Here is a 22,073-nt window from a genome sequence, read left to right as displayed (position 1 = left end):
AAGGAACGGACGCTTCCTTCGTACTCACCCTTCCGGGCTTTCCTCCGGGCTTTTCCCTTCGGTCTTGCGTTTCCGACTCTACCAGACCGTTTCCGACCCGATTTCGGCGGTGCTTTCCGGCCCCGTTTCGCTTTCGCTCCGGGCCCTTCCGGCGGTTCCGACTCTATCAGATCCTTTCGGTGTCCGATTCCCGGTCAGCGGGAGTTGTCTTTCCGGCCGTTGGGCCGTTCCGACGAGTGAGACTTTAGCGGATTCCCCGCCTCCGACGCTAATCGGGGGCCTGCGTCCAAACCTTCGAACGCGGATTCCTCATTTCGCAAAAACACACGGAAAGCGCGACGGCGCGACAAAGCGCCGAAGGCTTCTGAGGATCTTGCGGAATGGCTGTCCGGGGCCGGCCGGGGCCGGTGCTCACGTCGGACAACTCGGAGAACACTACGGAGACGGATATCCCGTGTCAACCCCGCCCCGGGACACCCGGTGACGGAAGGCGTTGCGGTAGTCGCGGGGGCTGGTGGAGAGCTGCGCGGCGAAGTGCTGGCGCATGGTGACCTCGCTCCCGAAGCCCGCGCGGCGGGCCACCTCGGGGAGGGGGTGGTCGGTGCGTTCGAGGAGCTTCTGGGCGGCGGTGACCCGCCGGGCGACGAGCCAGTGCAGGGGGGTCGTGCCGGTGGTGGCCCGGAAGTGGCGCGCGAAGGAGCGGGGCGACATTCCGGCGAGGGCGGCCATGCTCGCCACGGTGTGGGGTTCGCCGAGGCGGGCGAGCACATGGGCGCGCACGACGGCGAGGGCGTCCGCGTCGCGGTCGGCGCGGGGCGTGGGGTGCTCGATGAACTGGGCCTGGGTCCCCGCGCGGAAAGGGGCGGTGACCATGGAGCGGGCGACGGTCGCGGCGGCCTCCGCCCCGTGGGCCGTGCGGACGAGGTGCAGACAGAGGTCGATGCCGGCGGCGGTGCCCGCCGAGGTCCAGACGCCGGAGTCCTCCACGAAGAGGGCGTCGGGCTCGACCCGTACGGCCGGGTACCGGGCCGCGAGGGTCCCGGCCAGCTGCCAGTGGGTGACGGCGCGGCGGCCGTCGAGAAGGCCGGCACGGGCGAGGACGAAGGCCCCGGCGCACAGCGAGGCGACCGGGACGCCGGCGGAGTGCGCCCGGCGGAGGGCGTCGAGGACGGGGGCCGGGACGTCGGCGTCCGGGTCCTCGACACCGGGGACGACCACCAGGTCCGCAGGGGTGAGGCCGTCCAGCCAGTCGAGCGGGCGGTCCGGCGCGAGGGAGAGGCCCCCGCGCAGGGGAACGGAGGCGCGCGGGTCGGCGGCGGCGCGGTGGAGCGCGAACGGGGGGACGCCCCGGAGGGTCCGGTCGCTGCCCCAGACCTCGGTGATGACGGAGACGTCGAAGGCGCGGACGCCCGGGAAGGCGAGGAGGGCGACGCGCTGGGGGCGGGTCCCCGGGGACGGCGGCATGGTGGCAGTAAACCATCGGTCGGTGGCATGCGGCCCCCTGGGAAGGGCCCCCGGGCGGCGGCAGGATCGTGGTCATGGACATCACCGGAAACGCGGCACTGGTCGTCGTCGACGTACAGAAGGGCTTCGAGGAGGAGTTCTGGGGGAAGCGGAACAACCCGGCCGCGGAGGAGAACATCGCGGCGCTGATCGACCTGTGGCAGGAGACGGGCCGCCCGGTCGTCTTCGTGCGGCACGACTCGGCGGAGGGGTCGCGGTCGCCGCTGCGGGCCGGGTACGGGGGGAACGCCTTCAAGGACTTCGTGGCGGAACGGCGGGGCAGGGGCACCGGTCCGGAGCTGCTGGTCACGAAGTCCGTGAACTCCGCCTTCTACGGGGAGCCGTCCCTGGACGCGTGGCTGCGGGGGCGGGAGATCGGACAGATCGTGATCGCCGGCATCCAGACGAACATGTGCAACGAGACGACGGCCCGGATGGGCGGGAACCTCGGGTACGACGTGGTGTTCCCGCTGGACGCGATGCACACCTTCGACCTGGAGGGGCCGCACGGCTGGACGGCGAGCGCCGACGAGCTGACGCGGGCGACGGCCGTCTCCCTCCACGGGGGCGGGTTCGCGCGGGTCGTGACGACGGAGGACGTGCTGCGGGGAGCGTCCGCCGGGGCCCGGTGACCCCGGCGGGGCGGATCAGCCGTTGCCGGAGGCCAGTTCGCGGCTGCGGTCGCGGGCCGCTTCGAGCGCGGCGATGAGGGCGGCCCGCACGCCGTGGTTCTCCAGTTCGCGGATGGCGCTGATGGTGGTGCCGGCCGGGGAGGTGACGGCCTCGCGGAGCTTGACCGGGTGCTCGCCGCTGTCGCGGAGCATCACGGCGGCGCCGATGGCGGCCTGGACGATGAGGTCGTGGGCCTGCGCGCGGGGCAGGCCCAGGAGGATGCCGGCGTCGGTCATGGCCTCGACCAGGAAGTAGAAGTACGCGGGGCCGGAGCCGGAGAGGGCGGTGGCGGCGTCCTGCTGGGACTCGGGGACGCGGAGGGTCTTGCCGACGCCTCCGAAGATCTCCTCGGTGTGGGCGAGGTGACCGGGGGTGGCGTGGCCGCCCGCCGAGATGACGGACATGCCCTCGTCCACCAGGACCGGGGTGTTGGGCATGACGCGGACGACGGGGGTGCCGGGGACGAGGCGTTCCTCGATGAAGGAGGTGGGGATGCCCGCCGCCGCGCTGACGACCAGGCGGTCGGCGGTGACGTGCGGGGCGAGTTCGTCCAGGAGGCGGCCCATGTCCTGGGGCTTGACGGCCAGGATGAGGGTGTCGGCGCGCCGGGCGGCCTCGGCGTTGGTGACGGTCTCGACGCCGTAGCGGGCGCGCAGTTCTTCGGCGCGTTCGGCGCGGCGGGTGGTGACCAGGAGGTTCGCGGGGCGCCATCCGGCGCGGATCATGCCGCTGAGGAGCGCTTCACCGATCTTGCCGGTGCCGAGGACTGCGACGGTCTGGGTCATGGCTCTGTTCACCTCGCCGGAGGGGGTACGGGTCGTCATCCTCGCACCGGGGCCGTGCCGGCGCGGCGGGTGTCCGAGGGGCGGTCACGGCCGGCCGGGCCGTGCGGCGGCGGGAACGGGGCGGGGCGGAATCAGCGGCGTCCGGGCTTCCCGCGGGCGGACGGGTTGCCCGTGCGGGAGGACCGGCGCTTCTCGTACCGGGCGAGGGCCGCCTCGTACTCGGCGCGGCGCAGCGCCTCGCCGGGGGCCTCGGTCAGACAGCGGACGCCGTACGCGAGGAGCGAGCCGACGAAGCCGATCGTCCTGAGGCCGCGCAGGGACTCCTCGCGGGCCGGGTCGCCGGGGCGGCGCCGGAAGCCCTCCCAGGTCGCGCGGCAGGCGAGGGCGCTGCAGACCGCGAACATGACGATCACCAGGCCCTCGACGATGCCGCCGGTGTCCGCGATCCGCAGTCCCTGGAAGGCGAAGCGCAGCACGAGGCAGGCCGCGACGGCGGCGGCGAACGAGCCGGCGGCCAGGCCGGCGCGGCGCAGCGCGTAGTGGCCACCGTGGTCGACCCAGGTCGTGCCGAAGAAACGGATCTCCTCGGGCCGTGGGCCGCCTGTCGTGCCGCCCGCCGTGCGGGGGTCCTGCTCGTCGTCGCTCACGGGACCGATTATCCCCGGAGCGGTGGGAGCCGGGGTCAGGCGCAGCGCGGTGCCACGAACCCGTCGCTGCCCGTGCGCACGTAGGCGTCGGAGACGTACTCCCCCGGCGCGACGCAGTCCCAGATCCGCGTGGTGCCGTACGGGCCGGTGATCCACTCGCCGTACTTCTGGCAGAGGATCGCCACCGTGGCGTCCAGGGGCAGCGAGCGGACGATCGGGTACTGGGTGCCCGGCCCCGACCGCACGTTGACCCGGTAGCCCGGCGCGACCGGGTAGCGGGTGCCCGCCGCCGTCACGGCCGCGGTCGTGACGGCCCCCTCCCCGTCCGCCGTGCCGTCCGTCGTGTCCCGCGTCTCCATGGCGTCCATGGTGTCCTCCCCCTTGGCGCACAAGCGCTCCGCCGAGTCTCACTCTCCGCGACGCGCAGGCTAGCAAGCCCCACCGACATCGGAGGCACCATCGACTAGGCTCCGTCGCGTCGCGCACGTGGCGCGACGCGACGGGGAATCACACGGGGGTGGGCGATGCCACCGTTGCGCGGTACCGGTGCCGGCCGGGAGGACCGGGAGGCGGAGGGCCCCGAGTACGCGGGCGACTACCGCCTCCAGGCGTGTCTGGGGTCCGGCGGCATGGGCGTCGTGCACCTCGCCTCCTCGGCCTCGGGACTGCGGCTCGCGGTCAAGGTCGTGCACGCGCGGTACGCGGAGGACCCGGAGTTCAGGGCGCGCTTCCGCCAGGAGGTGGCGGCCGCCCGCCGGGTCAGCGGTGCCTTCACCGCGCCGGTCGTGGACGCCGATCCCGATGCCGTGCGGCCCTGGATGGCGACCCTCTACGTGCCCGGCCCGACCCTCGCCGACCAGGTGAGGCGGAACGGCCCCCTGTCCCCCGCCGAGCTGCGCAGGCTCACGGCGGGGCTCGCGGAGGCGCTGCGCGACATCCACCGCGCCGGGGTCGTCCACCGGGACCTCAAGCCCAGCAACGTCCTGCTCACCGACACCGGCCCCAAGGTCATCGACTTCGGCATCTCGCGGCCCGTCGACAGCGACCTGCGCACCGAGACGGGCAAGCTCATCGGCTCGCCGCCGTTCATGGCGCCCGAGCAGTTCCAGCGGCCGCGCGAGGTCGGGCCGGCGGCGGACGTCTTCGCGCTCGGCTCGGTCCTGGTGCACGCGGCGACGGGGCACGGCCCGTTCGACTCCGACAGCCCGTACGTCGTGGCGTACCAGGTCGTCCACGACGAGCCCGACCTGACGGGCGTGCCGGAGGAGCTGGCGCCGCTCGTCGCGCGCTGCCTCGCCAAGGAGCCCGCCGACCGGCCGGGTCCGGCCCAGATCATGCGGGCGCTGCTGCCGCCCTCGTACGCGGCGGAGGCGTTCATACCGGCGCAGCGGCGGCGGCCCGTCCTTCCGGACGCCGGGGACGGGCGGGACGACGGCGGGCCGCCCCGCACGGGCGCGTGGGACGCGGACACGCCGGTACGGGCCCCCGCGCCGGCCGCGTCCCGGCGGGGCGCGCGGCCCGGCGGACGGTTCCGGCCGCGTCCGACGATCGCCGTCGCCGTCGCGCTCGCGCTCGCCGGGGCCGGTCTGTACGCGACGCTGGGCACGTCGGCGGACGGCGGGCCCCCGGTCCCGTCCCGCCCGGACGAGGTGGCCACCTCCTTCGCGGGCTGGCGCACCGTGCTGCGGACGCACGGCGCCGGGGCCGCTCCCGCCTGCGCGGACGGCGGGGGCGCGCTGTACTGCGCGGCCCGGGGCGTCGGCGTCGCCCGGCTCGACCCCGTGACGGGGAAGGTCCTCTGGTCGCGGACCGCACCCGCGGAGGGGGAGGCCCCCCGCGCGCCCGTGCCCCTCGCGGACGGCCTGGTGGGCGCCGCCGCCCCGGCCGGCCCGCTGCGGGCGTACGCGACCGGGGACGGCGCCCCCGGGTGGAGCGCCCGCGCGGACCGCCCCGAGACGTACCGGCCGGCCGGCTCCGCCGTCGTCCTGGCCGACGGCACCGGCGGCGTCCGCGCCGTCGACGCCCGCGGCGGCGGGGTGCTGTGGCGGCACGCCCTGAGCGGTTTCGGGGTGCCGCGTCCGGGCCCGTACGACGCCCGCTCCGGTCTGCTCGCGGTCTCCGAGACCTCGGCCGACGGGACGCGCACGCGCGTGGGGGCGGTCGAGCCCCGGACGGGTGAGGTCGTCGGGCGGCGGGACCTGGCGGGCGACCTCGACCCGCTGGCGTACACCGGGGACGGGACGCTGGTCCTGGCCTCCCTGTACCGGGGCTCGGCGGCGGACGCCCTCGTCCTGCTCGGTGCCGACGGCGGGGCGGCCGCTCCCGTGCGCAGGTTCGCCCTGCCGCACCGGTTCGACCTGCGGGGCGTCGCCGTGCGCGGTGCCGTCGTGTACCTCCTCGACGCGGGCGGGCACGTGACCGCCCTCGACACCTCCGTGCCGCGGGGGCGGGTGCTGTGGGACCTGGAGACGGCCGCGGGGAACGTCTCGGAGCCCGTCCTCGGCCCCGGCGACCGCCTGTACTTCTCCGTCCAGGACGGGCGGCTGCTCGCCGTCGACACCGCGCGCGGGGCGCTGGCCGGCCAGACCCGGCCGCGGCTGCGGGACGGGCGGCTCGGGTACGCGCCCCTGGTGCCCGCGCCGCTGGTCTCCGGCGGCCGGGTGTTCGGAACGGCGCCGGACGGTTCCGTCTTCGCGGTCGACGCGCGCGATCCGGCGTCCTGGTGAGCTCCGGCCCGGGACCGCCGGGCCGGACGTACGGAGGGGGAGCGGGTCCGGGACCCGCTCCCCCTCCGTACGCGCGCGGGGCTCAGCCCAGCTTCGTCACGTCCCGGACCGCGCCCTTGTCGGCGCTCGTCGCCATCGCCGCGTACGCCCGCAGCGCCGCCGACACCTTGCGCTCGCGGTTCTTCGGCGCGTACACGCCGCCGAGGGCCTCGCGGCGGGCCGCGAGGGTGGCGTCGTCGACGAGGAGCTCGATCGAGCGGCGGGGGATGTCGATGCGGATGCGGTCGCCGTCCTCGACGAGCGCGATCGTGCCGCCCGAGGCCGCCTCCGGCGAGGCGTGGCCGATGGAGAGGCCCGAGGTGCCGCCGGAGAAGCGGCCGTCGGTGACGAGGGCGCAGGTCTTGCCCAGGCCCCGGCCCTTGAGGAACGAGGTGGGGTAGAGCATCTCCTGCATGCCGGGGCCGCCCTTGGGGCCCTCGTAGCGGATGACGACGACGTCGCCGTCCCGGACCCGCTTGTTGAGGATCTTCTCGACGGCCTCCTCCTGCGACTCGCAGACGACGGCCGGGCCCTCGAAGGTCCAGATCGACTCGTCCACGCCGGCCGTCTTCACGACGCAGCCGTCGGCGGCGAGGTTGCCGTGCAGGACGGCGAGGCCGCCGTCCTTCGAGTAGGCGTGGGCCGCGTCGCGGATGCAGCCGTTCGCGGCGTCCGTGTCGAGGGCGTCCCAGCGCTCCGACTGGGAGAAGGCGGTCGCCGAGCGGACGCAGCCGGGGGCCGCGTGCCACAGCTCGACGGCCTCTTCCGAGGGGGAGCCGCCGCGCACGTCCCAGGTGTCGAGCCACTCCTTGACGGAGCGGGAGTGGACGGCGTGGACGTCCTCGTTCAGCAGGCCGGCGCGGTAGAGCTCGCCGAGGAGGGCCGGGATGCCGCCGGCCCGGTGCACGTCCTCCATGTAGTACGTGCGGCTGCCGGCGACGTTCGGGGCGACCTTGGCCAGGCAGGGGACGCGGCGCGAGACCTCGTCCATGTCGGGCAGGCCGTAGTCCAGCTCGGCCTCCTGGGCGGCGGCGAGCAGGTGCAGGATCGTGTTGGTGGAGCCGCCCATGGCGATGTCGAGGGCCATGGCGTTCTCGAAGGCCGCGCGGGTGGCGATCGAGCGGGGCAGGACGGAGGCGTCGTCCTCGTCGTAGTAGCGGCGGGTGATGTCGACGACCGTGCGGGCCGCGGCCTCGTACAGCCCCTTGCGGGCGGTGTGGGTGGCGAGCAGCGAGCCGTTGCCGGGGAGGGAGAGGCCGATCGCCTCGGTCAGGCAGTTCATCGAGTTGGCGGTGAACATGCCGGAACAGGACCCGCAGGTCGGGCAGGCGTTCTCCTCGATGCGGAGGATGTCCTCGTCCGAGACCTTCGGGTTCACGGCGTCGGACATCGCGTCGACCAGGTCGAGCGTGCGGACCGTGCCGTCGACGAGCGTCGCGCGTCCGGCCTCCATCGGGCCGCCGGAGACGAAGACCGTCGGGATGTTGAGGCGCAGGGCCGCCATCAGCATGCCGGGGGTGATCTTGTCGCAGTTGGAGACGCAGATGAGGGCGTCGGCGCAGTGCGCCTCGACCATGTACTCCACGCTGTCCGCGATCAGGTCGCGGGAGGGCAGGCTGTAGAGCATGCCGCCGTGGCCCATGGCGATGCCGTCGTCGACGGCGATCGTGTTGAACTCGCGGGCGATGCCGCCGGCGGCGGTGATGGCCTCGGAGACGATCCGGCCGACCGGCTGGAGGTGGGTGTGGCCGGGGACGAACTCCGTGAAGGAGTTGGCGACGGCGATGATCGGCTTCCGGCCGATGTCCGCGCCGGGTACACCGGAGGCGCGCATCAGGGCGCGTGCGCCCGCCATGTTGCGGCCGTGGGTGACAGTGCGGGACCTCAGCTCGGGCATCGTCGCTCGCTCCTCGTGACGGGTGTGCTTGCTTCCGAGCGTACGCCGGTGGACCAAGATCCGGACAGCTCGTCCGCATGCCGGACGGGCCGTCCGCCTTCCGGCCGGGTCACGGGCGCGGGGCGCCGGGCTTTCCGGGTGCCCCGACCGCGGTCGCGCGGGGGCCGGGACCGGGACGCCGGCGCGGGGCCGGCCCGGTCACGGGCGCGGGGCCCGGGAGGGGCGGCCCGCGGCGGAGGCCAGGTGGAGACGGGTGAAGGCGAGGGCCTCCGCGAGGTCGGCCTCGCGTTCGGCGGCGGACATCGCGCGGCGGGTGTTGACCTCGATGACCACGTGCCCGTCGAAGCCGGTGAGCGCGAGGCGTTCCAGGAGTTCCGCGCAGGGCTGGGTGCCGCGCCCGGGGACCAGGTGCTCGTCCTTGGCGGACCCCCGGCCGTCGGCGAGGTGGACGTGGCCGAGCCGGTCGCCCATGCGGTCGACCATGGCGAGGGCGTCGGTGCGGGCGGTCGCGGTGTGCGAGAGGTCGACGGTGAAGTGCCGGTAGTCGTCCTTGGTGACGTCCCACTCGGGGGCGTACGCCAGCATCTCGCGGTCCTTGTACCGCCACGGGTACATGTTCTCCACGGCGAACCGGACGTGGGTCTCGTCCGCCATCCGCCAGACGCCGGTCACGAAGTCCCGGGCGTACTGGCGCTGCCAGCGGAACGGCGGGTGGACGACGACCGTGGACGCGCCCAGCTTCTCGGCCGCCGCCCGCGCGCGCTGGAGCTTGACCCACGGGTCGGTGGACCAGACGCGCTGGGTGATGAGGAGACAGGGGGCGTGCACGGCCAGGACCGGGACCCCGTGGTAGTCGGAGAGCCGGCGCAGCGCCTCGACGTCCTGGCTGACCGGGTCGGTCCACACCATGACCTCGACGCCGTCGTAGCCGAGGCGTGCGGCGATCTCGAAGGCCGTCGCCGTCGACTCCGGGTAGACCGAGGCCGTGGACAGGGCGACCTTCGCATCCGGGACGCGCACCACTGGTTCTGCCACCCGGACAGGGTACGGGGCGGGGCCGGGGCGCCGTGGGGGGCCGGGGGGTGGTTCCGGTCACGCCGGGGCACGCGCGGGGCCCGTCGGGACTTCCCGCACGCCCCTCCACCGCCGGGCCTCCCCCGCCGGGCCTCCTTCGAGCCTCCGCCGGGCCTCCGCTAGGCCTCCGGCAGGTGGTCCAGGCGGCGCAGGATGACGCCCTCGCGGAGGGCCCAGGGGCAGATCTCCAGCTCCTCCACGCCGAGGAGGTCCATCGCCGCCTCCGCGACGAGCGCGCCCGCGAGGAGCTGGGCGGCGCGGCCCTCCGAGACGCCCGGCAGGGCCGCGCGTTCGGCGGTGGTCATCCCGGCGAGGCGCGGGACCCACTCCTCCAGGGACCGGCGGGACAGGAGCCGCTGGACGTGGAGGCCCTCGCCGGACCCGGGGGCCCCGGCGATCCTGGCCAGCTGCTTGAAGGTCTTGGAGGTGGCGACGACGTGGTCGGGGCGGCCGGAGCGGCTGAACCCGCCGACCGTGCGGGCGATCCGGGCGCGTACGTGGCGGCGCAGCGCCTTCACGTCGGCGCTGTCGGCCGGGTCGCCCGGCAGCCAGCCGGCGGTCAGCCGGCCCGCGCCGAGCGGCAGGGAGACCGCCGTGTCCGGGTCCTCGTCGATGCCGTACGCGATCTCGAGGGAACCGCCGCCGATGTCGAGGAGGAGGAGTTTGCCCGCGGACCAGCCGAACCAGCGGCGGGCGGCGAGGAAGGTGAGCCGGGCCTCCTCCTCGCCGGTGAGGACCTGCAGGTCGACGCCGGTCTCGTCCCTGACCCGGGACAGGACGGCGTCGGCGTTGCCCGCCTCGCGGACCGCCGAGGTCGCGAACGGCAGCAGCTCCTCGCACCCCTTGTCCTCGGCGGCGTGGAGCGCCTCCCGGACGGTCGCGATGAGCCGCTCGACGCCGCCGGGCGTTATCGCGCCCCGCGCGTCGAGGAGTTCGGCGAGGCGCAGTTCCGCCTTGTGCGAGTGGGCGGGCAGCGGGCGGGCGCCGGGGTGCGCGTCCACCACCAGGAGGTGCACCGTGTTCGAACCGACGTCGAGGACTCCGAGTCTCATGGGCGGAACGCTACTGCGCGCGCCGCATACGCTTGACTGCGTGCCAAAGACGAAAAAGGCGAAGCAGGACAAAGACAGCGGCGGCGTCCAGGACGTGAAGGCCGGCGGGGCGTCCGGGGCCGCGAAGAGCGCCGGGAAGCGGGGCGGGAAGACGGTGCCCGACGAGAAGGGCCTGGACTTCGCGCGCGCGTGGGTCGAGTTTCCCGACCCGGCCGACGAGGAGCAGGTCTTCCGCTGCGACCTGACCTGGCTGACCTCGCGCTGGACGTGCGTCTTCGGCAGCGGCTGCCAGGGCATCCAGGCGGGCCGGGCCGACGACGGCTGCTGCACGCTGGGCGCGCACTTCTCCGACGAGGACGACGAGAAGCGGGTCGCGGAGCACGTGGCCCGGCTCACTCCGGAGCTGTGGCAGTTCCACGGCGTGGGGACGGAGTCGGGCTGGGTGCAGCTGGACGAGGACGGCGACCGGCAGACCCGCCGCTGGAAGGGGTCCTGCATCTTCCAGAACCGTCCCGGGTTCGCGGGCGGCATGGGCTGCTCGCTGCACATCCTGGCCCTGAAGGAGGGCCGGGAGCCGCTGGAGACCAAGCCGGACGTGTGCTGGCAGCTTCCGGTGCGCCGGACGTACGACTGGATCGAGCGGCCGGACGACACCCGGGTCCTCCAGGTGTCGATCGGCGAGTACGACCGCAGGGGCTGGGGCCCGGGCGGCCACGACCTGCACTGGTGGTGCACCTCGGCCACGTCGGCGCACGGCGCGGGTGAGCCGGTGTACGTCACGTACCGGCCCGAGCTGACCGAGATGATGGGCGAGGAGGCGTACGCGGTCCTCGCCGGGCTGTGCGAGGCCCGGCTGGCCTCGCGGCTGCCGCTGGTGGCCCCGCACCCGGCGGACCCGGTGCGCCCGGCCGACTCCGTGTGATCCCCGCGGCGGGGCCGGTGCCCGCGCGGCCCTCACGGTGAGGGCGGCGGGCCCGGCTCCTCCGTCGGGGGCGCGCCCGGGTCCGTGGTGCCCGGCGGGGGCTCCTCCGTCGTCGGCGGCGGGGTGGTCGGCTCCGTCGTCGGCGGCGGGGTCGTGGCGGGCGGTTCGGTCGTCGGGGGCGGGGTCGTGGCGGGCGGCTCCGTCGTGGTGGGCGGCGGGGTCGTGGGCGGGGTGGTCGGTTCCGTCGTGGCCGGCGGCCGGCCGGTCGTCGCCGGGGGCCGGGAGGGACCCGCGGGCCCGGCGGCCCGGGGCGGCCCGGCCCGGCCGGGGCCGTCGATCCGCACCACCGCCCCCGAGGGGTTCACCCCGATCCGGGCGCTCCACGCGTCCGTGGGCTCGCGGCCGTGGTCGACGCGGACCGCGACCGTGACCGTCTCGCCGGGGCGCAGGGTGCCGGAGGCGCGGCTCACGTAGAGCCAGGGCGCGTCGGTCCACAGCGTCCACGCGACGGGCGCGCCCCCGGCGGCGGTGAGCGTCAGGAGGGTCAGGTCGCCGTGGCCGCGCGCGCCGACCGTGATCCAGCCGGCGGCGGGGTCGCCGGGCCGCGACGGGCCCCCGGGGCCGGTGGGCCCGCCGGGGCTGACCACCTCGACGGAGACGTCGGGGGCGCGGCTGCCCCGGGTGAAGCGGGGTTCGGGGGTGTCGCGGGCGCTGCCCGCGTTCTCGTACCGGTCGTACGGGCGGCCGCCCGGCCCGGTCTCCTCGCCCGTCTCGGCCGCGCTGACCCGGCCCCCGTCGTGGGCGCCGGCCTCCGGGGTGCCCCGGTAGGAGGACCACAGGGCGAGGACGGGGGCGGCGACGACGGCGGCGACGACGGTGGTGGTGACCGCCCGGGTCCGCAGCCGGTCGCGGCGGGCCGCGTGGTCCTTGGGGTCCAGGGGGAAGCCGGTGGGCGCGAAGCGCGGGCCGCCGGCGCGGGCGCGGGGCACGTGCGACATCGCCGTGCAGGCGGCGGCCCGGGGGGCCGCCACGAGCGGCAGCCGGTCCGGGGGGAGGGACGAGGCGCCGGGCCAGGGGCCGGTGGCGCCCACGCGTTCGGCCGCCCGGCGGCAGCGGGGGCAGTCGTCGACGTGCCGGACGAGTTCGGCGCGCAGGACGGACGAGAGGAGGACGCGGTGGTCGCCGGTGAGCCGGGCGACGGTGGGGCAGCTGCCGGTCTCCACGACGGCGAGGGCGGCGCGGGTGCGTTCCACCTCGCAGGAGGCCGCGGCGAGGAGTTCGCGGGCGGCGAGCGGGTCGAGGGAGAGGACGGCGGCGACCTGGCCGTGGTTGAGGCCGTGCCGTACGGCGAGTTCGAGCGCCTCGCGCTGCTCGGGCGTGGTGCCGGCGGCCTCGGGCCAGGCGAGGAGGGCGAGTTCGGCGCGGTGGCGTTCGGCGGTCTCCTCGGAGACCCGGGGCGGCGCGGGCGGGGTGACGGCGGGGCGGCCGGTGTGGGCGCCCTGGCGCTTGCGGCGCTGCTCGCCGAGGCTGCGCAGGCAGGCCCAGCGGGCGAGGGCGTACAGCCAGGCCGTGCGCCCGTCCTCGTCGGAGGGGCAGCGGGCCCGGTGGCGCTCGGCCGCGGCGAGGACGTCGCCGAGGACGGCGGTGGCCGTGTCGTGGTCGCAGAGCACGGAGAGGCAGTACGTGAAGAGGCCGTCGAGGACCGCCTCGTCACGGGCGGGGGACCGCCGGCCGAGCGTGCGCGGTCCCTGGTCCGTGGTGCGGTGCGCCCGGTGTGCGCCGGTGGTGCGTGCGGGGGATTCCAGCCTGCTGCTCGTCACCGGTCGACCCTAGGCAGGAGGGGGGGCGCTTTTCGTACCGGTCGCGTACTTCTCATCCCTACGGGTGAAGGTATCGCTCGAAAGGGGACAGGAATCCGTCATTCCGTGGACGGGACGGGCCGTTCCCGGGGAGCGCGGGCGGCGACGCCGGGACGGGTTCCGGCGCCGCCGGGGAGGCCCGGCGTCCTCTCCGGCGGGATGGTCCGGCGCCCTCTCCGGGAGGGGCCCGGCGCCCTCTCCGGCGAAGTGGTTCGGCCCGCCCTCCGGGGAGGGGAGGGCGGCTCCCGGCGGGGCGGACGGCCGCCGCCCGGCGGCCCGCGGTCCGTTGTCGGTGGCGGCGGTTACGGTGGGGCGCATGGCTGCCCGTACGAAATCCACCAAGGACCGTCCGTCCTACCGCTGCACCGAGTGCGGCTGGCAGACGGCCAAGTGGCTCGGCCGCTGCCCCGAGTGCCAGGCCTGGGGGACGGTGGAGGAGTACGGCGCTCCCGCGGTGCGCACGACCGCCGCGGGCCGGGTCTCCACCGCCGCCGTCCCCATCGGACAGGTCGACGGCCGGCAGGCGACCGCCCGCTCGACCGGCGTGGACGAGCTGGACCGGGTCCTCGGCGGGGGTCTCGTGCCCGGCGCCGTCGTGCTCCTCGCGGGCGAGCCGGGCGTCGGCAAGTCCACGCTGCTGCTCGACGTGGCCGCCAAGGCGGCCAGCGACGAACACCGCACGCTCTACGTCACCGGCGAGGAGTCCGCGAGCCAGGTCCGGTTGCGCGCCGACCGGATCCACGCGCTCAACGACCACCTGTACCTGGCGGCCGAGACCGACCTGTCGGCCGTCCTCGGCCACCTCGACGCCGTGAAGCCGTCCCTGCTGATCATGGACTCGGTGCAGACCGTCGCCTCCCCCGAGATCGACGGCGCGCCCGGCGGCATGGCCCAGGTCCGCGAGGTCGCGGGCGCCCTCATCCGCGCCTCCAAGGAGCGCGGCATGTCCACGCTCCTGGTCGGTCACGTCACCAAGGACGGGGCGATCGCGGGGCCCCGGCTCCTGGAGCACCTGGTCGACGTCGTCCTGAGCTTCGAGGGCGACCGGCACGCGCGCCTGCGCCTCGTCCGGGGCGTGAAGAACCGGTACGGGGCGACCGACGAGGTCGGCTGCTTCGAACTGCACGACGAGGGGATCACGGGGCTCGCGGACCCGTCCGGGCTCTTCCTGACCCGGCGTGACGTGGCGGTGCCCGGCACCTGCCTGACGGTCACCCTGGAGGGCCGCCGGCCGCTCGTCGCCGAGGTGCAGGCCCTGACCGTGGACTCCCAGATCCCCTCCCCCCGCCGGACCACCTCCGGCCTGGAGACCTCCCGCGTCTCCATGATGCTGGCGGTCCTGGAGCAGCGCGGCCGGATCAGCGCGCTGGGCAAGCGGGACATCTACAGCGCGACCGTGGGCGGGGTGAAGCTCACCGAGCCGGCGGCCGACCTGGCGATCGCCCTCGCGCTCGCCTCCGCCGCGAGCGACACCCCGCTGCCGAAGAACCTGGTGGCGATCGGCGAGGTCGGTCTCGCGGGCGAGGTCCGGCGGGTGACGGGCGTGCAGCGCCGCCTCGCGGAGGCGCACCGGCTGGGCTTCACCCACGCGCTGGTCCCCTCCGACCCGGGGAAGGTGCCGCCGGGCATGAAGGTGACGGAGGTCGCGGACATGGGGGACGCGCTGCGGGTCCTGCCGCGCGGCCGGCGCGCGAAGGCCCCGGAGGGCGCGGAGGGATAGGACCGCCCCGGGAACCGGGCGGCACGGCAAGGCCGTCGGGAGCGGGCCCCGGGGCACGGGCGGCCCGCGAGGCCCGCGCGCCCGGTCCCGGTTCCGAAGAGCCCGGCGGGGACCGCCGGGGCACCCCCGGAGAGACCGGAAGGAACCTGAGGAGTGCCCCCGGAGGAAAGGGACCTGAGGAGCGACCCCGGAGGAACCGGAAAGGACCTCGGGGACACCTCCCGGAGGGACCGGAAAGGGCCTCGGGGGCACCCCCGGGGGAAACCCGCGAGGTCCTCGGGGGCAACCTCCGGGGCCCCGCGGAGGTCTTCGAGGGCAACCCCGCGGGGACCGGCGAAGGATCTTCCGGGGAGAAGAAGGGTTGGCCCCGTCCCGGGGCGGGGACCCCTTTCTGACCACCCGCGATCGGTCGGGGGCGGAGTGCGGCGGGGTGGTGTCGCTAGACTTTGCCCTGGTCTCGCCCATCCGTACGAGCCGGAGGAGTGCAGTGGCAGCCAAGGACGGGGCAGCAGCTCCCGGAAAGTCCGGCGCGGGCTCCGGCAACGAAGCGCTGATGCGCGCCGCTCTGAGCGCGGTCGCGCCGGGCACCGCCCTGCGCGACGGCCTGGAGCGCATCCTGCGGGGGAACACGGGCGGGCTCATCGTGCTCGGCCTGGACAAATCGGTCGACTCGATGTGTACCGGCGGCTTCGTGCTGGACGTCGAGTTCACCTCCACGCGCCTGCGGGAGCTGTGCAAGCTCGACGGCGCGCTCGTCCTGGACAAGGACATCACCAAGATCCACCGGGCGGGCGTGCAGCTGGTCCCGGACGCCTCCATCCCCACCGAGGAGACCGGCACCCGCCACCGCACCGCGGACCGGGTCTCCAAGCAGTGCAACTTCCCCGTCGTCTCGGTCTCCCAGTCGATGCGGCTGATCGCGCTGTACGTGCACGGCGAGCGCCGCGTCCTGGAGGAGTCGGCCGCGATCCTGTCCCGCGCCAACCAGGCGCTCGCGACCCTGGAGCGGTACAAGCTCCGGCTGGACGAGGTGGCGGGCACGCTCTCCGCCCTGGAGATCGAGGACCTGGTCACGGTCCGGGACGTCACCGCCGTCGCCCAGCGCCTGGAGATGGTCCGCCGGATCGCCACCGAGATCGCGGAGTACGTGGTCGAACTCGGCACCGACGGACGGCTCCTCTCGCTCCAGCTGGACGAGCTGATCGCGGGCGTGGAACCGGAGCGCGAGCTGGTGATCCGGGACTACGTGCCGGAACCCACGGCCAAGCGCTCGCGGACGGTCGCGGAGGCGCTCACCGAGCTGGACGCGCTCACCCACACCGAGCTGCTCGAACTCCCCGTCGTGGCACGGGCCCTCGGCTACAGCGGCTCGCCCGAAACCCTCGACTCGGCGGTCTCGCCGCGCGGTTACCGGCTCCTCGCGAAGGTGCCGCGGCTGCCCGGCGCGATCATCGAGCGCCTCGTGGAGCACTTCGGCGGACTGCAGAAGCTCCTCGCGGCGAGCGTGGACGACCTCCAGGCCGTCGACGGCGTCGGCGAGGCCCGCGCCCGCAGCGTCCGTGAGGGCCTGTCCCGGCTCGCGGAGTCCTCGATCCTGGAGCGGTACGTCTAGCAGCCGTACCGGAGGTCCGCCCGCCCGGCGGGCGGACGACGTCACTTCCGGCGCGCGCCCCGGCGTTCCGCCCGTACGGGTGCGCCGGGTCCGATTCCGCCGGCTCGATTCCGCCGGAGCGGACGCGGCGGGCCGGGTAGTCTCGCCCCGTGGCGGATCAGGAGCAGTACGACCGGTACCGGGAAGACTCGAAGGTGCTGGCGGCGATCGGGGAGCAGGTCGACGCCCAGGTCGGCCGTGTCACGGTGCGGCTGCCCGGAGTTGTGGCCCGGGCCGCGGTGGCCGCCTGGGAGCGCGACGAGTCGGGTGACCTCGGCGAGGAGACCCGGGAGCAGCGCGCGCTGCGGGACCACGCCGCCGAACTGGCGCTGATCGGCCTCGCGATCGAGGAGCGCGGCCGACAGGAGGGCGAGGACGTGGTGGTCGACCTCCACGTCCACTCGGCGGGAGCGGCCTGGCTCCGGGCCGCCGAGCTGGGCAGGACCGGCCGCTCCTGAGTTCTCGCGGTGCGACCGCCGGGGAGCGAGGTCGCGGCCGGCCCGCGCGTCGCTCCCGTCCGGCCGGAGCCCCGGCCGCGTCCCGGGAGTCCCGCCCGTCCGGCCCCCGTCCGGCGGCCGGTCCCGGAATCCGGGGTTCGGGGTGCCGCTCCGGAGGAGCGGCCGGGCGTCAGTCCTCGGCGAGCGTGAACGAGACCGGGAGGATCTTCACTCCCGGCATCACGGCCTCCACCAGGTAGGTGCCGGGGCCGACCCGGCCCGCCGGGGCGGTGGCGCACTGCGGGGCGCTGCGCACGCGGTCCCACTCCACGGTGTGGGTGACGGTGGCTCCGGCGGGGAGCCGCAGCAGGACCGGTTCGTCGGGGCGCGGGCAGTGGGCGGAGGACCAGATCTCGCCCTGCTTGTCGACACCACTGATCGTCAGGACCGCGTTGCGGGGCCCGAAGTCCGCTTTGCAGGTGGTGTCCGAGGTGTTCCTGGCGACGAGGCGGAAGCGGGGCTTCTCGTCCGTCTCGTAGGTGACGTCGACGGAGCCGAGCGTCAACTGGAGTGCGCCGGCGGGGCAGTCGGGGAGCGGGGAGTTCGCCGGGACCCGCTGTCCCGCGCCGGTGCCCGCACCGCCGTCGCCGCCCGCGCCGTCGGTGTCGCCGTTCTTGCCGCCCGTACCGGCGTCCGTACCGCCGTTCGCGCCGCCGGAGCCCGTAGCGCCGTTCGCGCCGCCGGTGCCCGCGCCGGCACCCGTACCGGCGCCCGCACCCGTACCGCCGGCGCCGGTGCCGCCCGTGCCGGTGCCCCCGCCGTCGGCGGAGCCGCCGCCGGAGCCCGACTCGTCACGTCCGCCCGGCTGTTGGGTGATCACGGGGCCCGATCCGGAGGGCCCGGGGGTGATCGAGGGCGGTGTGGGCGACGAGCCGTTGGCGGAGTCGTTCGGCTTCTTCCCGCCCCCTCCCGCGGAGGTGACGGCCCATACGGTGAGCAGGGCGAGGAGCGCCACCAGGCACAGCGCCACCGCCCTCCGTCGCCAGTAGATGGTGGAGGGAAGCGGCCCGACCGGATTGCGCAAAGATCCCACGACCCGAACCCTACGAGAGAACCGGCCCAACTCCCGCCCCACCCGCCGCCCGAGACCTCAAGTTTTGCCGATGATCACACCCATCTCCCGGGAACTTTTTCCGGTGCCCCGGAAGGAAACGGAAGAACCGCATCAAATCGCCTCCTCCCCTCCCACCGGGACCCGTTCCGGCCGACGGGCCCGGGGCGGGGCGGCCCCGGTTCCGGTTAGCGTCGTCCCCCATGAACACCCTCCTCGGCTTCTCCGAGCGCCTGTATCTCGACGTCTCCGGCTTCGCCCACTCCACCCCCCACTGGTTCCAGTGGCTCGCCGAGGTCTGGACCGAGGCCGGACTCCTGCTCTTCGGCGCGCTGTTCCTGGCCGGCTGGTGGCGCTCGCGCGAGGGATCGGAGCGGGCGATGACGCTCGCGCTGCTCGCCCCGCTCGCCACCGCCTTCGGCTACGTGGTGAGCGAGGCGCTCAAGTCCCTGATCGACGAGGAACGTCCCTGCCGGGCGGTCTCCGGGGCGCCGGACCCGCTCGTCGTCTGCCCGCCGTACGGCGACTGGTCCTTCCCCAGCAACCACTCGGCCATCGCGGGCGCCGCCGCGATCGCGCTCGCCCTGTCCTGGCGCGGGATGGCCCGGCTGACCGTGCCGATGGCGCTGCTCATGGCCTTCTCCCGGGTCTTCGTCGGCGTGCACTACCCGCACGACGTGACCGCGGGCCTGCTCCTGGGCACCCTGGTCGCCTTCCTGGTGATGCGGGGCGCGGCGCGGCCGGTGGAGTCCCTGGTGAGGACGGCCCGGTCGAGCCGGAGCGCGGTGGCCGTGTGGTGCGTGGGAACGGGCCCCGGGACGCCCGCGGCCGGGCCCGGCCGCGCCACAGGCTCCCCCGCCGGCCCGGCGCCGTACGACGGCCCGGAACGGCACACCGACCCGTCGCGGTACGACGGCCCCGCGCAGTACACCGCCCCGGCCCCGTACGACGCCCCGGCCCCGTACGCTCCCGCCGATCCGCACACGGCGGCCTCCCCGTACCCCTCTTCCTCTCCGTACGCCCCGGCCGCTCCCCACACCCCCGCCGACCCGTACGCCCCCGCCCCTTCCGCCGCCTCCGGCAATCCGTACGCCTCCGGCGACCCGTACGCCCCCGGCGACCCGTACGCCTCCCCCACCCCGTACGCCCCCGGTGACCCGTACGCCTCCCCGTCCCCGTACGGGGCGGGCGACCCGTACGCCCCCGGCGCTCCCCACGCCCCCGCCGCCCCGGCCGCTCCCGCCGATCCGTACGCCCCCGGCGACCCGTACGCCCCCGGCGGCCAGGCCGGTCCCGGCTCCGGTTCCGGATCCGCGGACCCCTCCCATCCCGGGCGGGACCGGCGCGCCCCCGGTGGCTCGTACTGATCTCCCCCCGGTCGTGTCAGGATCGGAGGGCCATGACTTCCATCGACGCTCCCTCCGCCCCCGGACCCTCCGCCGTTCCCGGGGTCCCCGCCGACCCCGCCGAGCTGCACCGGCCCGTCCTCGCCTGGTTCGACCAGCACGCCCGCGACCTGCCCTGGCGCCGCCCCGAGGCCGGTGCCTGGGGCGTCATGGTCAGCGAGTTCATGCTCCAGCAGACCCCGGTCGTCCGGGTCCTCCCGGTGTACGAGCAGTGGCTCGCGCGCTGGCCCCGCCCGGCCGACCTGGCCGCCGAGGCCCCCGGGGAGGCGGTCCGCGCCTGGGGCAGGCTCGGCTACCCGCGCCGGGCGCTGCGGCTGCACGCGGCGGCCGTGGCCATAACGGAACGCCACGGCGGGGACGTGCCCGGCGACCACGGGCAGCTCCTCGCGCTGCCCGGCATCGGCGAGTACACGGCCGCCGCGGTGGCCTCCTTCGCCTACGGGCAGCGGCACGCCGTCCTGGACACCAACGTGCGCCGGGTCTTCGCGCGGGCCGCGACCGGCGTCCAGTACCCGCCGAACGCCACCACGGCCGCCGAGCGGCGGCTCGCCCGCGCCCTGCTGCCGGAGGACGAGACGACGGCCGCCCGGTGGGCCGCCGCCTCCATGGAGCTGGGCGCGCTGGTGTGCACGGCGAAGAACGAGGACTGCGGGCGCTGCCCGATCTCCGGGCAGTGCGCCTGGCGTCTCGCGGGGAAGCCCGCGCACGACGGCCCGCCCCGGCGCGGCCAGACGTACGCCGGGACCGACCGGCAGGTGCGGGGCCGGCTCCTGGCCGTCCTGCGGGACTCGGCGGACCCGGTGGCGCGGGAGGTCCTGGACGCCGTCTGGGACGAGCCGGTGCAGCGGGCCCGGGCCCTGGACGGCCTGGTCGCGGACGGGCTGGTCGAGCCGCTGGACGACGGCTTCTACCGTCTGCCGCTCTCCTGAGGCCGCGCCGGAACCCGCCGGTCCGCCGGCGGTCCGGGGCGACCTGATCCACTGTCCCGGCAGGACCGCGCCCAAACCCCTTCCGCCCCGGCTGTTACACAATCGATGGACAGCCGTGCGTCCACCGACGGCTGCCCCGCACAGCCCCGTGACAACCGCTCCGTAGCGTCGTCCACGACACGAGGGACCAGCAGGACACGGGGAACGGGAGGCGGTTCGGATGAGGCACGGTGAGGTGCTCGACTTCGAGGAGTACGTACGGACCCGGCAGGACGCCCTGCTGCGCAGCGCCCGCCGCCTCGTGGCCGACCCGGTCGACGCCCAGGACCTCCTCCAGACCGCCCTGGCCCGCACGTACGGCCGCTGGGACGGCATCGCCGACAAGTCCCTCGCGGACGCCTACCTGCGCCGCGTCATGATCAACACCCGTACCGAGTGGTGGCGCTCCCGCAAGCTCGAAGAGGTGCCGACCGAGCAGCTGCCCGACGCGAGCGTGTCCGACGCCACCGAGCAGCACGCCGACCGGGCCCTCCTCATGGACGTCCTGAAGGTGCTCGCCCCCAAGCAGCGCAGCGTCGTCGTCCTGCGCCACTGGGAGCAGATGAGCACGGAGGAGACGGCGACGGCGCTCGGCATGTCGACCGGTACGGTGAAGTCGACGCTCCACCGGGCGCTCGCCCGGCTCCGGCAGGAGCTGGAGAGCCGTGACGTCGACGCCCGGGCCCTGGGGCGGACCGGGGAGCGGACGGGCGTACGAGGGGACGAAAGGGGTCGGGAGCGGTGCGCGGCCTAGACGGCGGGAAAGACGACGGCGGAAGAGACGACGGCGGAGGGAACGGAGCCGGGGGAAGCGGCGAAGGGCCCGGTGGCTTCGGCCCCGGGCCCCGCTCCGGCGACGGCCCCGCCCCCGGGGGCCGCGGCGACCGGTCGTCCCCGGCCGGGCGCGGCCACCGGCGCCGTACCGTCAGGGCGGCGGGCGCCACGGCGACGGCCGGGATCGTCGCCGTCGGCCTGTCGCTGGCGGCCTGCTCCAGCGGCGGCACCGGCTCCCGCGACGAGGGAGCGGCGCGCACCGACGGGATCACCGCGGCCGCCCCCTCCCCGGCCCCGTCCACCGCGGGGCCGCGGCCGTCCGAGCGGGTGGACCCGATCAAGCTGCTCAAGGCCGACCCGAAGATCAGCGAGCGGTTCAAGGCCGACCTGAAGCCCTGCTCCGCGCACTCGTACCCGGTGGACACCTCCTACGGCAACCTCACCGGCGCCCCCGCCCCCGACGTCGTCGTCAACGTGATGACCTGCGGCGACGCCATCGGCATCGGCACGTACGTCTACCGCAGGCAGAGCGACCGGTACGAGAACGTCTTCATGGCCGAGGACGCGGCGGTCTACGCCACGATCGACCGGGGCGACCTCGTCGTCACCAAGCAGGTGTACGCGAAGGGCGACCCGGTCGCGTACCCCTCGGGCGAGGACGTGATCACCTACCGCTGGACGGGGAACCGGTTCACCCAGCACGACTGGGTGCACAACGACTACAGCCGGTCGGCCGGCGGCGCCGAGGCGCCCGCGCCGGCCGAACCCCACCCGAGCTGAGCCGCACGCCGAGGACACCGCCTCCGGGAACACGCCCCGGCAGGACGCAC

At 75.4% G+C, this 22,073-nt stretch carries 19 protein-coding genes; 10 read left to right on the top strand and 9 right to left on the bottom strand.

What is annotated here, in order from left to right:
* Positions 1–435: 435 nt before the first annotated feature.
* Positions 436–1,464 carry a GlxA family transcriptional regulator gene (locus ACZ3IL_RS12245; RefSeq protein ID WP_467389256.1) on the bottom strand — a complete coding sequence of 343 codons (1,029 nt, stop codon included), beginning with the start codon at positions 1,462–1,464 and terminating at the stop codon, positions 436–438.
* Positions 1,465–1,538: 74 nt separating this feature from the next.
* Here ACZ3IL_RS12245 and ACZ3IL_RS12240 point away from each other — a divergent pair, with 74 nt between their 5' ends.
* Positions 1,539–2,135, top strand: coding sequence for a cysteine hydrolase family protein (locus tag ACZ3IL_RS12240; protein ID WP_467389254.1), 597 nt, complete (start codon positions 1,539–1,541; stop codon positions 2,133–2,135).
* A gap of 15 nt (positions 2,136–2,150) precedes the next feature.
* Here ACZ3IL_RS12240 and proC read toward each other — a convergent pair whose 3' ends face one another.
* From proC to ACZ3IL_RS12225, 3 genes are all read right to left on the bottom strand, one after another.
* Positions 2,151–2,960: a pyrroline-5-carboxylate reductase gene (gene proC / locus ACZ3IL_RS12235; RefSeq protein WP_467389252.1), complete on the bottom strand. Its 810-nt coding sequence runs from the start codon at positions 2,958–2,960 to the stop codon at positions 2,151–2,153.
* 131 nt (positions 2,961–3,091) lie between these two features.
* A complete protein-coding gene (locus ACZ3IL_RS12230) occupies positions 3,092–3,607 on the bottom strand; it encodes a hypothetical protein (RefSeq protein WP_467389250.1) in 516 nt (171 codons plus the stop codon).
* Between the two features lie 35 nt (positions 3,608–3,642).
* Positions 3,643–3,975: an SH3 domain-containing protein gene (locus ACZ3IL_RS12225; protein WP_467389249.1), complete on the bottom strand. Its 333-nt coding sequence runs from the start codon at positions 3,973–3,975 to the stop codon at positions 3,643–3,645.
* A gap of 156 nt (positions 3,976–4,131) precedes the next feature.
* On the opposite strand from ACZ3IL_RS12225, the gene ACZ3IL_RS12220 reads away from it, so the two are divergent.
* Complete coding sequence (locus tag ACZ3IL_RS12220; protein ID WP_467389247.1) at positions 4,132–6,333, top strand: protein kinase domain-containing protein; 2,202 nt, start codon at positions 4,132–4,134, stop codon at positions 6,331–6,333.
* An 82-nt stretch (positions 6,334–6,415) separates the two neighbouring features.
* Here the strand turns inward: ACZ3IL_RS12220 and ilvD are convergent, their stop codons facing one another.
* From ilvD to ACZ3IL_RS12205, 3 genes are all read right to left on the bottom strand, one after another.
* Positions 6,416–8,269 (bottom strand): dihydroxy-acid dehydratase, encoded by a 1,854-nt coding sequence (ilvD, locus tag ACZ3IL_RS12215; protein ID WP_467389246.1) that lies wholly within the window; start codon positions 8,267–8,269, stop codon positions 6,416–6,418.
* 198 nt (positions 8,270–8,467) lie between these two features.
* Entirely contained in the window at positions 8,468–9,304 is an 837-nt protein-coding gene (locus ACZ3IL_RS12210; RefSeq protein ID WP_467389244.1) for a sugar phosphate isomerase/epimerase family protein, read from the bottom strand.
* Positions 9,305–9,462: 158 nt separating this feature from the next.
* On the bottom strand, positions 9,463–10,395 hold the full coding sequence (locus tag ACZ3IL_RS12205; protein WP_467389242.1) for a Ppx/GppA family phosphatase: 933 nt from the start codon (positions 10,393–10,395) through the stop codon (positions 9,463–9,465).
* 94 nt (positions 10,396–10,489) lie between these two features.
* Here ACZ3IL_RS12205 and ACZ3IL_RS12200 point away from each other — a divergent pair, with 94 nt between their 5' ends.
* Complete coding sequence (locus ACZ3IL_RS12200; RefSeq protein ID WP_467389312.1) at positions 10,490–11,317, top strand: DUF3109 family protein; 828 nt, start codon at positions 10,490–10,492, stop codon at positions 11,315–11,317.
* A gap of 32 nt (positions 11,318–11,349) precedes the next feature.
* Here ACZ3IL_RS12200 and ACZ3IL_RS12195 read toward each other — a convergent pair whose 3' ends face one another.
* Positions 11,350–13,137 carry a BACON domain-containing protein gene (locus ACZ3IL_RS12195; protein ID WP_467389240.1) on the bottom strand — a complete coding sequence of 596 codons (1,788 nt, stop codon included), beginning with the start codon at positions 13,135–13,137 and terminating at the stop codon, positions 11,350–11,352.
* A 355-nt stretch (positions 13,138–13,492) separates the two neighbouring features.
* Between ACZ3IL_RS12195 and radA the strand changes: the two genes are divergently transcribed.
* From radA to ACZ3IL_RS12180, 3 genes are all read left to right on the top strand, one after another.
* Positions 13,493–14,896, top strand: a complete 1,404-nt coding sequence (gene radA / locus ACZ3IL_RS12190; RefSeq protein ID WP_467389238.1) for a DNA repair protein RadA — start codon at positions 13,493–13,495, stop codon at positions 14,894–14,896.
* Positions 14,897–15,383: 487 nt separating this feature from the next.
* On the top strand, positions 15,384–16,508 hold the full coding sequence (gene disA, locus ACZ3IL_RS12185) for a DNA integrity scanning diadenylate cyclase DisA (protein WP_467389236.1): 1,125 nt from the start codon (positions 15,384–15,386) through the stop codon (positions 16,506–16,508).
* 149 nt (positions 16,509–16,657) lie between these two features.
* A complete protein-coding gene (locus ACZ3IL_RS12180; RefSeq protein ID WP_467389234.1) occupies positions 16,658–17,005 on the top strand; it encodes a hypothetical protein in 348 nt (115 codons plus the stop codon).
* Positions 17,006–17,174: 169 nt separating this feature from the next.
* Here ACZ3IL_RS12180 and ACZ3IL_RS12175 read toward each other — a convergent pair whose 3' ends face one another.
* A complete protein-coding gene (locus ACZ3IL_RS12175) occupies positions 17,175–18,077 on the bottom strand; it encodes a hypothetical protein (RefSeq protein WP_467389232.1) in 903 nt (300 codons plus the stop codon).
* A 221-nt stretch (positions 18,078–18,298) separates the two neighbouring features.
* On the opposite strand from ACZ3IL_RS12175, the gene ACZ3IL_RS12170 reads away from it, so the two are divergent.
* The 4 genes from ACZ3IL_RS12170 to ACZ3IL_RS12155 all read left to right on the top strand — a co-directional run bounded on the left by ACZ3IL_RS12170 (position 18,299) and on the right by ACZ3IL_RS12155 (position 22,023).
* Complete coding sequence (locus tag ACZ3IL_RS12170) at positions 18,299–19,462, top strand: phosphatase PAP2 family protein (protein ID WP_467389230.1); 1,164 nt, start codon at positions 18,299–18,301, stop codon at positions 19,460–19,462.
* A gap of 32 nt (positions 19,463–19,494) precedes the next feature.
* Positions 19,495–20,430: an HhH-GPD family protein gene (locus ACZ3IL_RS12165; RefSeq protein WP_467389228.1), complete on the top strand. Its 936-nt coding sequence runs from the start codon at positions 19,495–19,497 to the stop codon at positions 20,428–20,430.
* Between the two features lie 220 nt (positions 20,431–20,650).
* The gene (locus ACZ3IL_RS12160) at positions 20,651–21,223 is read left to right on the top strand and encodes a SigE family RNA polymerase sigma factor (RefSeq protein WP_467389227.1); all 573 of its coding nucleotides are present in this window, start codon (positions 20,651–20,653) and stop codon (positions 21,221–21,223) included.
* Positions 21,211–22,023, top strand: coding sequence for a hypothetical protein (locus ACZ3IL_RS12155; RefSeq protein ID WP_467389225.1), 813 nt, complete (start codon positions 21,211–21,213; stop codon positions 22,021–22,023). The genes ACZ3IL_RS12160 and ACZ3IL_RS12155 overlap by 13 nt, the downstream gene beginning before the upstream one ends.
* Positions 22,024–22,073 lie beyond the last annotated feature (50 nt).

The organism is Streptomyces sp. NPDC014907, assembly GCF_055562975.1.
This window is presented reverse-complemented; position numbering and strand designations above follow the sequence as displayed.

Bases quoted from the DNA above. Each gene is read 5' to 3' on its own strand.
- ACZ3IL_RS12245 (WP_467389256.1), bottom strand. From the start codon at position 1,464: ATGCCGCCGTCCCCGGGGACCCGCCCCCAGCGCGTCGCCCTCCTCGCC.
- ACZ3IL_RS12240 (WP_467389254.1), top strand. From the start codon at position 1,539: ATGGACATCACCGGAAACGCGGCACTGGTCGTCGTCGACGTACAGAAG.
- proC (WP_467389252.1), bottom strand. From the start codon at position 2,960: ATGACCCAGACCGTCGCAGTCCTCGGCACCGGCAAGATCGGTGAAGCG.
- ACZ3IL_RS12225 (WP_467389249.1), bottom strand. From the start codon at position 3,975: ATGGACGCCATGGAGACGCGGGACACGACGGACGGCACGGCGGACGGG.
- ACZ3IL_RS12220 (WP_467389247.1), top strand. From the start codon at position 4,132: ATGCCACCGTTGCGCGGTACCGGTGCCGGCCGGGAGGACCGGGAGGCG.
- ilvD (WP_467389246.1), bottom strand. From the start codon at position 8,269: ATGCCCGAGCTGAGGTCCCGCACTGTCACCCACGGCCGCAACATGGCG.
- ACZ3IL_RS12205 (WP_467389242.1), bottom strand. From the start codon at position 10,395: ATGAGACTCGGAGTCCTCGACGTCGGTTCGAACACGGTGCACCTCCTG.
- radA (WP_467389238.1), top strand. From the start codon at position 13,493: ATGGCTGCCCGTACGAAATCCACCAAGGACCGTCCGTCCTACCGCTGC.
- ACZ3IL_RS12170 (WP_467389230.1), top strand. From the start codon at position 18,299: ATGAACACCCTCCTCGGCTTCTCCGAGCGCCTGTATCTCGACGTCTCC.
- ACZ3IL_RS12165 (WP_467389228.1), top strand. From the start codon at position 19,495: ATGACTTCCATCGACGCTCCCTCCGCCCCCGGACCCTCCGCCGTTCCC.
- ACZ3IL_RS12160 (WP_467389227.1), top strand. From the start codon at position 20,651: ATGAGGCACGGTGAGGTGCTCGACTTCGAGGAGTACGTACGGACCCGG.